This window comes from Streptomyces sp. MJM8645 (assembly GCF_001625365.1).
In the GTDB taxonomy this organism is placed as follows: domain Bacteria; phylum Actinomycetota; class Actinomycetes; order Streptomycetales; family Streptomycetaceae; genus Kitasatospora.
Genome location: NZ_LJJF01000001.1, coordinates 4,384,104 through 4,397,367, shown reverse-complemented (window position 1 = coordinate 4,397,367; position 13,264 = coordinate 4,384,104). Strand labels below are relative to the sequence as shown.

12 protein-coding genes are annotated in these 13,264 nt (G+C 72.5%); 5 read left to right on the top strand and 7 right to left on the bottom strand.

The annotated features are described in order from the left end of the window. Positions 1-151: 151 nt before the first annotated feature. A complete protein-coding gene (locus tag A6F73_RS18895) occupies positions 152-799 on the top strand; it encodes a TetR family transcriptional regulator (protein ID WP_063348895.1) in 648 nt (215 codons plus the stop codon). A 209-nt stretch (positions 800-1,008) separates the two neighbouring features. Here A6F73_RS18895 and A6F73_RS18890 read toward each other — a convergent pair whose 3' ends face one another. From A6F73_RS18890 to A6F73_RS18865, 6 genes are all read right to left on the bottom strand, one after another. Next, on the bottom strand, positions 1,009-1,953 hold the full coding sequence (locus A6F73_RS18890) for a beta-ketoacyl-ACP synthase III (protein WP_063348894.1): 945 nt from the start codon (positions 1,951-1,953) through the stop codon (positions 1,009-1,011). Positions 1,954-2,216: 263 nt separating this feature from the next. Beyond that, complete coding sequence (locus A6F73_RS44385) at positions 2,217-3,485, bottom strand: L,D-transpeptidase family protein (protein ID WP_347878544.1); 1,269 nt, start codon at positions 3,483-3,485, stop codon at positions 2,217-2,219. A 112-nt stretch (positions 3,486-3,597) separates the two neighbouring features. Next, positions 3,598-4,761, bottom strand: coding sequence for an aminofutalosine synthase MqnE (mqnE, locus tag A6F73_RS18880; RefSeq protein WP_063348893.1), 1,164 nt, complete (start codon positions 4,759-4,761; stop codon positions 3,598-3,600). A gap of 52 nt (positions 4,762-4,813) precedes the next feature. Further along, complete coding sequence (locus A6F73_RS18875; protein ID WP_063348892.1) at positions 4,814-5,776, bottom strand: threonine/serine dehydratase; 963 nt, start codon at positions 5,774-5,776, stop codon at positions 4,814-4,816. Positions 5,777-5,779: 3 nt separating this feature from the next. Next, positions 5,780-6,238, bottom strand: a complete 459-nt coding sequence (locus tag A6F73_RS18870; RefSeq protein WP_063348891.1) for an Lrp/AsnC family transcriptional regulator — start codon at positions 6,236-6,238, stop codon at positions 5,780-5,782. 119 nt (positions 6,239-6,357) lie between these two features. Next, positions 6,358-7,032 (bottom strand): UbiX family flavin prenyltransferase, encoded by a 675-nt coding sequence (locus A6F73_RS18865; protein ID WP_063348890.1) that lies wholly within the window; start codon positions 7,030-7,032, stop codon positions 6,358-6,360. Between the two features lie 66 nt (positions 7,033-7,098). On the opposite strand from A6F73_RS18865, the gene A6F73_RS18860 reads away from it, so the two are divergent. The 3 genes from A6F73_RS18860 to A6F73_RS18850 all read left to right on the top strand — a co-directional run bounded on the left by A6F73_RS18860 (position 7,099) and on the right by A6F73_RS18850 (position 11,015). Next, positions 7,099-7,842 carry a cyclase family protein gene (locus A6F73_RS18860; RefSeq protein ID WP_063348889.1) on the top strand — a complete coding sequence of 248 codons (744 nt, stop codon included), beginning with the start codon at positions 7,099-7,101 and terminating at the stop codon, positions 7,840-7,842. Between the two features lie 128 nt (positions 7,843-7,970). Continuing rightward, complete coding sequence (locus A6F73_RS18855; RefSeq protein ID WP_063348888.1) at positions 7,971-8,681, top strand: MOSC N-terminal beta barrel domain-containing protein; 711 nt, start codon at positions 7,971-7,973, stop codon at positions 8,679-8,681. Positions 8,682-8,930: 249 nt separating this feature from the next. Then, positions 8,931-11,015, top strand: a complete 2,085-nt coding sequence (locus A6F73_RS18850) for a hypothetical protein (protein ID WP_063348887.1) — start codon at positions 8,931-8,933, stop codon at positions 11,013-11,015. Between the two features lie 146 nt (positions 11,016-11,161). Here the strand turns inward: A6F73_RS18850 and A6F73_RS18845 are convergent, their stop codons facing one another. Beyond that, entirely contained in the window at positions 11,162-11,935 is a 774-nt protein-coding gene (locus tag A6F73_RS18845; RefSeq protein ID WP_063351314.1) for a TetR/AcrR family transcriptional regulator, read from the bottom strand. Between the two features lie 102 nt (positions 11,936-12,037). Here A6F73_RS18845 and A6F73_RS18840 point away from each other — a divergent pair, with 102 nt between their 5' ends. Then, entirely contained in the window at positions 12,038-13,264 is a 1,227-nt protein-coding gene (locus A6F73_RS18840) for an FAD-dependent oxidoreductase (protein WP_063348886.1), read from the top strand.

Sequence of the window (13,264 nt, the reverse complement as noted above, 5' to 3'; positions counted from 1 at the left end):
GGTCAAAGGCACACGGGGGGGCTTCAACGACGCCTGCGGAGCGCGGTGAATATCCGTCCGAAGTGGTTCATGCCCCTATAGCAACCCCCCGTGCGGAGTAATAGTCGCATCACCGAATCGCGCCAAGATCGTGCCACGGTAAGCTGACGGCATGACAGGACAAGTTCGCACCGTCGACGGTCGCGTCGCCGGGCGACGCGGACAGGAAACGCGGCAGAAGCTGCTCGACTGCCTCCGCGAGATGCTCAGCACGTCGCCGTACCGGGACGTCAAGGTCATCGACGTCGCCCGTATGGCGGGTACCTCCCCCGCGACCTTCTACCAGTACTTCCCGGATGTCGAGGGCGCTGTCCTCGAAATCGCCGAGGAAATGGCCAAGGACGCCGACACCCTCAAAGAGCTGGTGGCCGGAAAGTCCTGGGCAGGGAAGTCCGGTCCGACCACTTCGGAAGAACTGGTCGACGGATTCCTCGCCTTCTGGCGCAAGAACGACGCCATTCTCCGAGTGGTCACGCTCGGTGCCGCCGAAGGGGACAAGCGGTTCTTCAAGATCCGCATGACGGTCCTCAACGCGGTCGCCAAGCCGCTCGCGGAGGCCGTCAAGGAACTCCAGGCGAAGGGCCAGGCCGACAAGTCGCTCGACCCGAACGCCGTCGCCGGGGCCCTGGTCTCGCTGCTCGCCTCGGCGGCCGAGCACCAGAAGGCCTTCACCGCCTGGGGCGTCAAGGTCAAGGACCTCAAGCCCAACCTCGCTCCCCTGGTGTACCTGGGCGTCACCGGCAAGAAGCCGCCCAAGTAGACCATCCGCTCAACCGACCATCCGCTCCGCGCGCAGCCCCGGCCTCCTGTCCGGGGTACGACGGACGGCGGCCGTGTCCTCGGGGGAGGTCCGCCGACGTACCGCACGCGCGCCAGACATGCCGGTGGGCGGGCACCCCTCACACAGGGTGCCCGCCCACCGGCATGTTCGCGTTCCCGCCCCTCAGGGGCCCTAGGTGCCCCGCGCCGTCAGGGGCAGCGGACCACCTGGCCGGCGTAGGCGAGCCCGCCGCCGAAGCCGAAGAGCAGGACCGGGTCGCCCGGGGACAGCTCGCCGCGTTCGACCAGCTTGGAGAAGGCCAGCGGGATGGAGGCGGCCGAGGTGTTGCCGGAGTCGACCACGTCCCGGGCCACCACCGCGTCGGTGAGGCCCAGCTTGGCGGCGATCGAGTCGATGATCCGCAGGTTGGCCTGGTGCGGCACGAAGCCCTTCAGCTCCGACGGGTCGATCCCGGCCTGCTCGCAGGCCCGGCGGGCCAGCGGGGCGAGCTGGGTGGTGGCCCAGCGGAACACCGACTGGCCCTGCTGGCTGATCACCGGGTCCCAGCCGGTGATCACCACGGCGTCGCCCTTCTCCGGCTCGGAGCCCCAGACCACCGGGCCGATGCCGGGCTCGGCACCGTCCTCCTGGGCCTCGACCACCGCGGCGCCGGCGCCGTCGCCGAAGATCACGCAGGTGGTGCGGTCGGTCCAGTCCAGCGTGTCGGACATCCGCTCGGCGCCGATCACCAGCGCGCGGCGCGCCGCGCCGGCCCGGATCGCGTGGTCGGCGGTGGCCAGGGCGTACGAGAAGCCGGAGCAGACCGTGTTGATGTCGTACGCGGCGGGCGCCCGGACGCCGAGCCGGGCGGCCACGGCGGCGGCGGTGTTGGGGCTGCGCTCGATCGCGGTGCAGGTGGCGACCACGATCAGGTCGATCTCGTCGGCCGTCCGGCCGCTCTTGGCGAGCGCCTTCTGCGCGGCCTCGGTGGCGAGGTCGACCAGGGTCTCGCCCTCGGCGATGTGCCGGGTTCTGACGCCCACCCGGCTACGGATCCACTCGTCGTTGGTGTCGACGAGCGCCTCCAGGTCGTCGTTGGAGAGGACCTTGGGGGGCTGGTAGTGGCCGAGTGCCACAATGCGCGAACCGCTCATAGTGCCATGGAACCGGGTTACCCACTGGTCAGCGGGGCGCGCCCGGCTACAGGATCCGCCCCCGTGATCTGTAGGAGCCCGACAAGGGGCGTTGCGGCGACTGGCCTCCGGGCGCGCCGGGATCGACGCCGATACGGACGAGGGGGCGGGCACCGCCGCCGATGACGGGGCCGACACCGCCCGGAACACCGTACGGACGCCCCCGGAACGCCGCAGTCAGGCCGGGGGCAGGTCGGGGTCGGGCCGGGGTCGGAACGCCGGGGTCAGGCGGACAGCGAGGCGGCGTCGCCCATCACGATCACCGGGTGGGCCGCCGGGTCCAGGGTGCGGATCAGCTCGGCCATCTTGTCCTCGGGGATCGAGACGCAGCCGTGGGTGGGGCCGTCGTGGTCGACGTGGATCCAGATCCCGCCACCCTTCTTCGCCCCCATCGGGCGGCGCGGGTCCAGCGGGGAGTTTCCGGGCACCCGGTTGTAGTTGATCGCGACCACGTAGTCGAAGGAGCCGGCCAGCTGGTCGCCGAAGAAGCCCGTCCCGGAGACCACGAAGCTCGGGTCCTTGTCGTACGGGAGCTTGCTGCCCGGGTCGGCCTTGCGGCCGCCCGCGTCGGAGAGCGCGAAGACGCCGATCGGGCTGCGCAGGTCGCCCTCGTTGTGGTCGGCGGTCCAGCCGTTGTTGCCGTTGTGGCCCTGCCAGGTCTCGCCGGCCAGCCAGCGGCCCTCGGGGGTGCGGGTCCAGAGGGTGACGGTGTTCTTGTTGCCGTTCTTGTCCTGGCCGGAGGCGAGCACCACCTGGGTGGTCTCGGTGGGTATCTTCGCGACGAAGTCGGCGCCGAGGCCGGGTATCGCGGCGACCGAGCCGTCCGCACGGACCTGGCTGCGGTCGGCGGCCGGGGGCTGGGTCTGCCGGTCGGCGGCGGCCCGGGCGGCGGGAGCCGGCTGGTCGGGCGTGCTGACGCCCTCCGGGCCGGGGCCGTCGGCGGCTGCGGCGACGGGCTTGGCGTCGTCCTGGCCGACGGTGTACCAGCCGGCGGCGGCCGCGACCAGCAGCGCGGTGCCGGCCATCACCGCCTTGCCGTGACGCTTCTTCTTCGCCTTCCGGCGGTGCCCCCGGGCGGCCGCCCGGGCGGCCGCCCGGGCACCCACGGGCGCCGCCACGGGCGGGGGCGTGGGCTGCCGGACGGGCTCCGGCTCGAACGCGTACACCGGTTCGGCGTCGTACACCGACTCGGGGGCGTACACCGGCTCGGCGTCGTACGCCGGCCCGGGGGTGTAGACCGGCCCGGGGGCGACGAGCGGGTCGGGCCCGGCGGCGTACGGCTGGAACGGCTGGGATGGCTGGAACGGCTGCTCGTACGCCTCGAAGTACCCGTCAGGGGCCTGCGGGAGCTGCCCGTACTCGCCGTAGTGGTCCTGCCGGACGGGCTGCCGGTACGGCTCACCCGCCCCGTACGGCTGCTGCGGCACCCCGTACACCGGCTCCGCTATCGGCTCGTACGACGGGTACGTGGTGGCGCGATGAGAACCGGACATACCGCCGATCCTGCCAAACGGTGTACCGGTTGGTAAACCCGGGGCGGGTGCGGGGGCGGTGAAGAAACGCCGCCGCCCGGGCCGGGGCCCGGGCGGCGGGGGAGTTCTCCGGTCAGAGGCGCATCGCCTGCGGGGCCTCGCGGCGCCCCAGGTCCGGGCCCTCGTACTCGCGGATGATCTCGTAGCGGGTGTTGCGCTCGACCGGGCGGAAGCCGGCGTCGCGGATCAGGTCGAGCAGGTCGTCACGGCCCAGCTTGTTCGGGGTGCCGAAGTTGTCCGCGTCGTGGGTGATCTTGTACTCGACCACCGAGCCGTCCATGTCGTCCGCGCCGTGGCTGAGCGCCAGCTGGGCGGTGGTGACGCCGTGCATCACCCAGAAGACCTTGACGTGCGGGACGTTGTCGAAGAGCAGCCGGGAGACCGCGAAGGTCTTCAGCGCCTCGGCGCCGGTGGCCATCTCCGTGCGGGCCATCAGCTTGTTGCGCACGACGCCGTCCTTGGAGTCGTGGAAGTCGTGCTGGTAGCGCAGCGGGATGAAGACCTGGAAGCCGCCGGTCTCGTCCTGCAGCTCGCGCAGCCGCAGCACGTGGTCCACCCGGTGGCGGGGCTCCTCGATGTGGCCGTACAGCATGGTGGCCGGCGTCTTGAGGCCCTTGCTGTGGGCGAGGCGGTGGATCCGCGACCAGTCCTCCCAGTGGGTGTCGTGGTCGACGATGTGCTGGCGGACCTCCCAGTCGAAGATCTCCGCGCCGCCGCCGGTCAGCGACTCCAGGCCGGCGTCGATCAGCTCGTCCAGGATCTCGTCGGCGGGCAGGCCGCTGATCTTCTCGAACCAGTGGATCTCGGTGGCGGTGAAGGCCTTCAGCGAGACGTTCGGCAGGGCCGCCTTCAGCTCCCGCAGCGAGCGCGGGTAGTAGCGCCAGGGCAGGGTCGGGTGCAGGCCGTTGACGATGTGCAGCTCGGTGAGGGAGTCGACCTCCATCGCCTTGGCGAGCCGGACGGCCTCCTCGATGCGCATCGTGTAGGCGTCCTTCTCGCCCGGCTTGCGCTGGAACGAGCAGTACGCGCAGGACGCGCTGCACACGTTGGTCATGTTGAGGTGGCGGTTGACGTTGAAGTGGACGACGTCGCCGTTCTTCCGCGTCCGCACGTGGTGGGCCAGACCGCCCAGCCAGGCCAGGTCGTCGCTCTCGTAGAGCGCGATCCCGTCCTCGCGGGTCAGCCGCTCACCCGCGTAGACCTTCGCCTCCAGCTCGCGCTTCAGCCCTGCGTCCATGCGGTGCCCCGCCTCCTCCGACTTCGATTCCTTGCCGGACCCGAGCGTACGCCTATGCCGACAGCAGCTCAGCGAGCAGTGCAGGGTCGATGTTGCCACCACTGACCACGGCCGCGACCGTCCGGCCCCCGGTCTCGGCGGCGCGGTGGAAGTAGGCCGCCGGGGCGACCGCGCCGGAGGGCTCGGCGACCAGCCGGCCGCGGCGGGCCAGCAGGGCGACGGTGGCGCGGATCTCGTCCTCGGTGACGGTGACGATGTCGTCCACGTACGCGGTCAGGTGCTCGAAGGGCAGCTCGCCGACCGACGGGGTGCGCAGGCCGTCCGCGATGGTCCGGTAGGTGTCGGCGACCGGCCAGGCCAGCCGGCGGCCGGCCCGGAAGCTGGCCTGCGCGTCGGCGGCCAGCTCCGGTTCCACGCCGATCACCCGGATGCCCGGGCGGGTGAGCTTGAGCGCGGCCGCCGTCCCGGAGATCAGGCCGCCGCCGCTGACCGGCACCAGGACGGTGTCCAGCCCGGCCGGGGCGTCCTCGGCGATCTCCAGGCCGACCGTGCCCTGACCCGCGATGATGAACGGGTCGTCGTACGGCGGCACCCAGACGTAGCCGTGCCGCTCGGCCAGTTCGGCGGGCAGGGTGTCCCGCTCCTCCGGCGACACCAGGACCACCTCGGCGCCGAACCCCCGGGTGGACTCCACCTTCACCGCCGGCGAGGTGTCCGGCATCACGATCACGGCCTTGATGCCGAGCAGCGCCGCCGCGTACGCCACCGCCTGCGCGTGGTTGCCGCTCGACTGGGCGACCACGCCGCGGGCCCGCTCGGCCTCGGTGAGCGCGGCCAGCCGGTTGTACGCGCCGCGGGTCTTGAAGGCCCCGGTCGGCTGGAGGTTCTCGGGCTTCAGCCAGAGCCGGCGCTCCCCCTCGTCCGCCCACGGGGCGGGAACCAGCGGGGTGCGCACGGCCACCCCCGCGATCCGCTGCCGAGCGGCGCGCAGCTCCTCCAGACCGACCAGTGCCATCCGTCACTCTCCTTCGGGAGGGAGTTCGCTCACCCGGTTCTCCCACTTCGTGGAGAGTACGACGGTGGTGCGGGTGCGGGCCACGCCTTTCGTGCCCGAGATCCGCTTGACCACCGACTCCAGGCCAGCCACGTCGGCCACCCTGACCTTGAGCATGTAGGAGTCGTCACCCGCGATGAACCAGCAGTCCTCGACCTCGTTGAGGTCCTTGAGCCGGTGCGCGACGTCCTCGTGATCGGCGGCGTCGGTCAGCTGAAGGCCGATCAGGGCCGTGACGCCGAAGCCGAGCGAGGCCGGATTGACCGTCGCGCGGTAGCCGGTGATGACACCGGCCTGCTCCAGCCGGTTGATCCGGTCCGTGACGCTCGGGCCGGAGAGCCCGACCAGCCGGCCCAGCTCGGCGTAGGACGCGCGGCCGTTCTCCCGGAGCGCCTGGATGAGCTGTCTGTCCACCGTGTCCATATACCGTCCGCGTCCTTCCGAACCTCACCAGACCCACAGATCATTATCCGGATTCCAAGGCGCCATGCGCGGAACAACCCGGATATCGCAGAGAAGATACTCTCCCGCCCCCGGCCTCCTCACTCCCCCTCAGCCGACACGCTGCCGTTCTCGTCGGCCCGGCGGGCCGCCGCCCCCAACTCCCCTTCCCAACGCAGGTACAGGGAATGCGGGACGCCGACCGCGTCCAGCACCCGGCCGGCCACGAAGTCGACGAGTTCCCGCACGGTCGAGCCGCCGGCGTAGAACCCGGGAGAGGCGGGGAGGACGACGGCGCCCTGCGCGTCGAGCTCCACCAGGTGCTTCAACGTCACCCCGTTGAGTGGCGCCTCACGCACGCACACGACCAGCGGGCGGCGCTCCTTGAGGGTGACGCTGGCCACCCGCTGCAGCAGGTCCTTGCTCAGGCCGAGCGCGATCCCGGCCACCGCGCCGGTGGTCGCGGGCACCACCAGCATGCCCTTGGCCGGGTACGAGCCGCTGGACGGGCCGGCCGCGAAGTCCCCGGCGGGCCAGTAGCGGACGTCGTCCAGGCCCTCGTCGGAGCCCAGCCAGGCGGCCAGGTCGGCGTGCCAGTGGGCGTCCCGGAAGGAGATGCCGGTCTCGTCGAGGATGGTGAGCCGGGCGGCTCGGCTGACGATCAGGTCCACCGGCTCCCCGGCGGCGAGCAGCGCCCGGATCACCGAGGCGGCGTACGGCGTCCCCGACGCACCAGAGACCCCGACCACCCACGGCTGACGCTTGACTGTTCCCATGTCCCATTTCTATCCGGACTCACCCGGTCGGGCCTCATCCGCGGGCTCCCCTGGAAGGATGGGGGCATGGCAGCGACCCTCGTCGACCTCACCCATCAGGTGACCACCGCGATGCCGGTCTACCCCGGCGATCCGGCCGTCCTGTTGGAGCCCGCGCTCACCACCGCCACCGCCGGGGTGAACGTGCTGGCCCTGCACCTCGGCTCGCAGTCCGGGACGCACGTGGACGCGCCCTACCACGTGGACGTCACCTGGCCGACCCTGGACGGGCTGCCGCTGGAGCGGTTCACCGGCCCCGCGGTGCTCGCCGACCTGCGCGGACTGGAGCCCCGGGCCGCCGTCACCCCCGAGCTGCTCGCGCCCGCCCTGGCGCGCGTCGGCGAGGGGTCCGTCCTGCTGCTCGCCACCGGCTGGGCCCGGCACTGGGGCACCGACGCCTACCTCGCGCACCCCAGCCTGACCGCGGCCGCCGCCGAGGCGATCGTCGCCGCCGGGGTGCGGACCGTCGGGGTGGACGCGCTGAGCGTCGACCCCACCCCCGACCCGGGCCCGGGCGACCCGGCGGTCGCCGCGCTGCTCGCGGACCTCACCGACGAGCACGACCAGCCCGGCGCCGACGAGCCGACCCTCGCCGCGCACCGGGTGCTGCTGGGGGCGCCCGGCGGCGGGGTGATCGCCGAGAACCTGACCGATCTGCGGGCGCTGCTGGACGCCCAGGAGGCCGGGCGGCCGGTCGAGGTGTCGCTGTTCCCGCTGCGGCTGGCGGCGGCGGACGGTGCGCCGGTCCGGGCGGTGGCACGGCTGGGCTAGGGCGGGTCTTCAAACCCCCGCCTGCGCGCCGACTGGAGTTTGAAGACCCGCCGTGGGCCGTTCCGGCCAGTCGCCGCACGGGACTTGGTCTAGACCATCCCCCGGCGCCGCCGCTACGCTGTCCGCCCATGGCAGAGATCATCGGAGTGATCGAGCGACTCTGGCGCTACCCCGTGAAGTCCACCGGCGGCGAGCGGCTCGACTCCGTCGAGGTGGACGAGCGCGGCCTGGCCGGCGACCGCCTCTACGCCGTCCGCGACGCGGACGGCAAGCTCGGCTCGGGCAAGAACACCCGCCGCTTCCGCCGGATGGACGGCCTGCTCCGCCTCTCCGCCCGCCTCGGCCACCGGATCGACGGCCCCGAACTGTTCGACCCGCTCGGCCGCCCGGTCGCCGACCCGGGCGCCTTCCTGCGCGCCTACCTCCAGCGTGAGGACGTCGAACTCGCCCGCGAGGACGCCGTCTCCCACTTCGACCAGCTGCCGGTCAGCGTGCTCACCACCGCCACCCTGGACTGGGTCCGCGAGGCCGCCCCCTTCACGGTGGTCGACGAGCGCCGGTTCCGCCCCAACATCCTGCTGCGGACGCCCCCGGGCACCCCGCCCTTCGTCGAGGACGGCTGGTTCGGCCGGGAGGGGCACGGCGGCACCGGCGTCCGCCTCGCCTTCGTCCGCTCCAGCGAGCGCTGCGCGATGACCGGCGCCCCGCAGCCGGGGCTGCCGCACGCCCCCGAGATCCTCAAGGCGATCGTGCACGCCCACGACGGCCGGCTCGACGCCCTCGCCGAGGTCGCCGCCCCCGGGCGGCTGAGCGTGGGCGACGAGCTCGCGCTGCGCTGAGCCCGGCGAGCACCTGGAGAGCGGAACCGCAGGTCAGGGCGGCCTCAGAGGTTTTCGAAAAAACTTTTGGATCACCTGCAACCCCGGCGGCCGCCGCACGTCTATGCCAGTGAGAGGCGGGGAAGCCCGCCGAACCCGGACCGCGAGAGGCGCCGGGGGCGACGCCCTCGAACTTCGGGTCCGACTCCAAGCACACGTACCGGCCGGCGGCTGAAATGCCGACGGCAGAACACCCTCGGGGGTATTTCCATGCCTGCTGTCCGCGCCCGTCGTTCCCGCTCCACCGTCCTCACCGCCGCCACCCTCGGCGTGCTGCTGGCCACCGGCGCGGTACTGTCCTCCCCGGCCGCGTACGCCGCCGAGGCACCGGCGGCCGCCACCGCCGCGGCGGAGGGCACCACGAAGGCCGCGAACGAGGCCACCAAGCCGGAGCTGACGGTCAACGCACCGGCGTCGATCGGCCACGGCGGCGAGCCGGTCGAGTTCACCGAGACCGTCTCCAACCCCGGCACCGCCGAGGCGACGTTCACCCTGGAGCTCAACGCGAGCAGCACGACGGCCATCTCGAACGGCAGCATCACCCTCGACTACCGCGGTGCCGACGGCACCTGGAAGCCCGTCACGTCGACCTCCAGCCAGTCCACCGGCGCCACCGGCGAGATCACCGGCGTGACCGTCGCCGCCGGCGCCACCAAGACGCTCCAGCTGCGCATCGCCACCCCGGTCCACAACACCTGGGGCAACCAGGACTCGCCCGTCACCCTCCGCTCCGCCCTCACCAACCCGGCCGGGACCGTTCTCGCCGAGAGCACCAAGCAGATCACGGCCAAGGCCCTCACCGTGCAGGTCAAGGACGCGCCGACCACCGCCGTCGCCGGCGGCGCCCCGGTCGAGTTCGACGTCACCGTGAACAACCCCAGCGCCTCGCGCTACACCAACGTCGACAAGGTCGTGGAGGCGGACAAGCACAGCACGCTCCAGGTGCGGAAGGCCGACGGCAGCTGGGAGAACATCACCGGCACCGCCAGCAGCCAGCCGGGCTCCGACCGCGTCACGTACCACCTCACCGACGACAGGACCATCGCCGCCGGCAGCAGCGACACCCGGCACGTCCGCTTCGCGTTCGCCGCCGACGCTCCGCTCGGCACGGCCTACATCCACCCGTGGGCCATGCTCGACAGCGGCCCCGGCTTCATGCCCCTCGTCCTGGGCCCCCAGTTCGTCGCGATCGACGTCACCGCCGCCCCGGTCGCCGCCAAGCCGGCGCTGACCGTCCAGGAGCCGTCCTCGATCGGTTACGGCGGCGAGCCCGTCGAGTTCTCCGAGACCGTCACCAACCCGGGCACCGCCGAGGCCCCGTTCACCCTGAAGCTCAACGTGAGCAACGTGCACGCCCGGGTTCACGACGCGTTCGCCATCGAGTACCGCGACGCCGACGGCACCTGGAAGCCCGTCGAGCTGACCTTCAAGCAGAGCGACAAGACCTTCAACTTCGGCGGCAAGGTCACCGGCCTGACCGTCCCCGCCGGCGCCACCAAGACCTTCCAGCTGCGGCTCGCCGCCGTGGGGAACAACGACACGGGCGGCTACAGCCTGCCGACCAAGCTCTACTCCGCCGTCGTCGACCCGGCGGCCGAGGACACCGTGCTCGCCGAGGCCACCAAGGACGTCGCGGTGAAGTCCCTGGTCGTCCAGCTCAAGAACGCGCCGACCACCGCCGTCGCCGGCGGCGCCCCGGTCGAGTTCGACGTCGCCGTCAACAACCCCAGCGCCTCCCGCTACGACAAGCTCGCCACCATCCTGTGGGCCGACTCGCACAGCGTCCTGGAGATGCAGAAGGCCGATGGTGCCTGGGAGACCGTGCCCGGCACCCCGGGCCCCCAGGCCGGCGGCCCCGTCCGCTACCTCCTCAGCGGCGACGCCCTCTCGGCAGGCGCGACCATCACCAAGCACGTCCGCCTCGCCTACACCGCCGAGGCCAAGGTCGGCCAGACCTCCGTCAACCCGTCCGCCGTCATCAACGAGGGCACCGCCCACGCCGCCAGCGCGAGCCCGCAGGGCAACGCGATCCAGGTCACCGCCGACACTTCCGGCATCGGCACCGGCCCCGTCATCCGGACCAGCTACACCACCGGCACCGCCGACGAGACCGACACCACCAGCACCACTGGCACTACCGGCACCACCGGCACCACCGGCACCACCCAGCTGGCGGGCGGCGAGCTCGCCCACACCGGGTCGGACGGCGTCATCAAGACCGCGGCGGGCGCCGCCGCCCTGCTCGTCAGCGGCATCGGCGCGCTCTTCGTCGCGCGCCGCCGCCGCAGCGCCTGACCGCCCCCGTCCGAGCCCCGGCTCCCCGGCTTCGCCCGGCGGGCCGGGGCTCGGCGTTTTCCGGGAGAGCCCGGTGTTTTCCGGCAGAGCTCGACGTTCTCCGGCAGACACGTCCCAGGAACGGATCAGGCGGTCTCCCGGCCCCGCTACGGCAGGGCGACCGCCCGCAGGTAGGCCTCGGCGAAGAGGTCGATGGACTCCTCCAGCGAGGGCAGTCCGGCGCCGAGCGCCGGTTCGAGGACCGGCCGCAGCAGGATGTGGTTGATCAGCGGGCCGAACAGCAGTTGGACCAGCACCGGGAGCGGCAGCGGACGCAGCCGTCCGGCCTCGATGTACGGCAGCAGCAGCCGACCGAGGCCGTCGAACAGTCGCGGCAGGTGGGCCGCCATCATCCGGGAGGCGGGGCCGTCCGGTCGGGCGAACAGGTCGGCGAAGACCGCCGGCATGACCCGGGGCTGGCGGTCGAAGGCCGCGGCGAAGGCGCGGTGGAGCGCCCGGACGGTGTCCTCCAGGCGCTCCGGCGGGTTCGCGGCGAGCGCTTCCAGGTCCGGCAGCGGGCCGTACTGGAGGAAGACGGCGGTGAGCAGGCCGTCCCGGCCCTCGAAGACGGTGTGCAGGCTGGGCAGCGAGCACTCGGCGCGGTCCGCCACGGCGTCCAGGGTGACCCCGCCCAGGCCGCGTTCGGCCACCAGCCCGGCCGCCGCCGCGATCGCGCGCTCCCGTACCGGCGGCCGTCCGCCCGGGTCGACGCCCGCCTGCCGGACCGCCTCGTCCAGCGGTGCCCGGCAGCCGCCGAGCCTGCGCAGCAGGGTGCTGCGGGAGATGCCGGCCGTCGCGGCGATCGCCGTCAGCGGGACGTCCGCGACGTCCTGGCCCCGGTCCTTCGCCGCCGTGAGGGCGGCCGCCACCAGATCCTTCATGTGGAGCAGCATACTACTTGACACCTGAGACAGTTCCAGAGACTCTGTAAATGTAAGTTCCACACGGAAGGTGATCAACCGAGCACAGCAAGGGAGAGAGCCATGAGCGTCGTGATCTCCGGGGGCGGACCGGCCGGAATGATGTTGGGCCTGCTGCTGGCCCGGGCGGGTGTCGAGGTGACCGTGCTGGAGAAGCACGGGGACTTCCTGCGGGACTTCCGCGGCGACACCGTCCACGCCTCCACCGTGCGGCTGATGGACGAACTCGGCCTCGGCCGGAAGTTCGCCGCGCTGCCGCAGAGCCGGCTCGGCAACCTGGTGGTGCCGGTGCCCGGCGTCGGCCAAGTCCCGCTGAGCGCCTACGACCGGCTGCCCGCGCCGTACAACTACATCGCGATGATGCCGCAGTGGGACCTGCTCAACTTCCTCGTCGAGGAAGCCCGGCAGGAGCCCACCTTCACCCTGCGGATGAACACCGAGGCCACCGGACTGATCCGGGAGGGCGGCCGGGTGGCCGGCGTGCGCTACCGCACCCGGGACGGCGAGCAGGGCGAGCTCCGCGCCGACCTCACCGTCGGCACCGACGGCCGGCACTCCACCCTGCGCAAGGCGGCCGGGCTGGTGGCCGAGGAGTACCCGGTGCCCTTCGACGTCTGGTGGTTCCGCCTGCCCCGGCACGCGGAGGAGCAGGCCGCGCCGCCCAGCCTCGTCGCCGGCTTCGGTGACGGCGAGCTGGCGCTCAGCATCGCCCGCGACAGCTACTTCCAGATCGCCTACTTCAAGCCGAAGGGCTCCGACCCGCAGCTGCGCGCCGAAGGCGTGGAGCGCTTCCGCGAGCGGATCGCCCGGCTGCTGCCCCAGTACGCCGACCGCGTCGACCAGTTGGCGGGCATGGACGACGTCCACATGCTCGACGCCCGGCTCAACCGGCTGGACCGCTGGTACACCGACGGGCTGCTGCTGATCGGCGACGCTGCCCACGCGATGTCCCCGGCCGGCGGGGTGGGCATCAACCTCGCCATCCAGGACGCCGTCGCGGCCGCCACCCTGCTCGCCGAGCCGCTGCTGCGCGGCCGCCCGACCACCGCCGCGCTCGCCCGGGTGCAACGGCGGCGCCAGATGCCGACGGTGGTCATCCAACGGCTGCAACGGATCCTGCACGGCGTGATGTTCGTCCCGGCGCTCACCGGCCGGCGGTCCGGCCCGCCGATGGGATTCGCCGCGCTCGTCCGCCACGTCCCGGCGGTCCGGCTGGGCATCTCCCGCCTGATCGCCTTCGGCCCCCGCCCCGAACACGCCCCGGACTTCGCCCGACGGCCCATGGCCTAG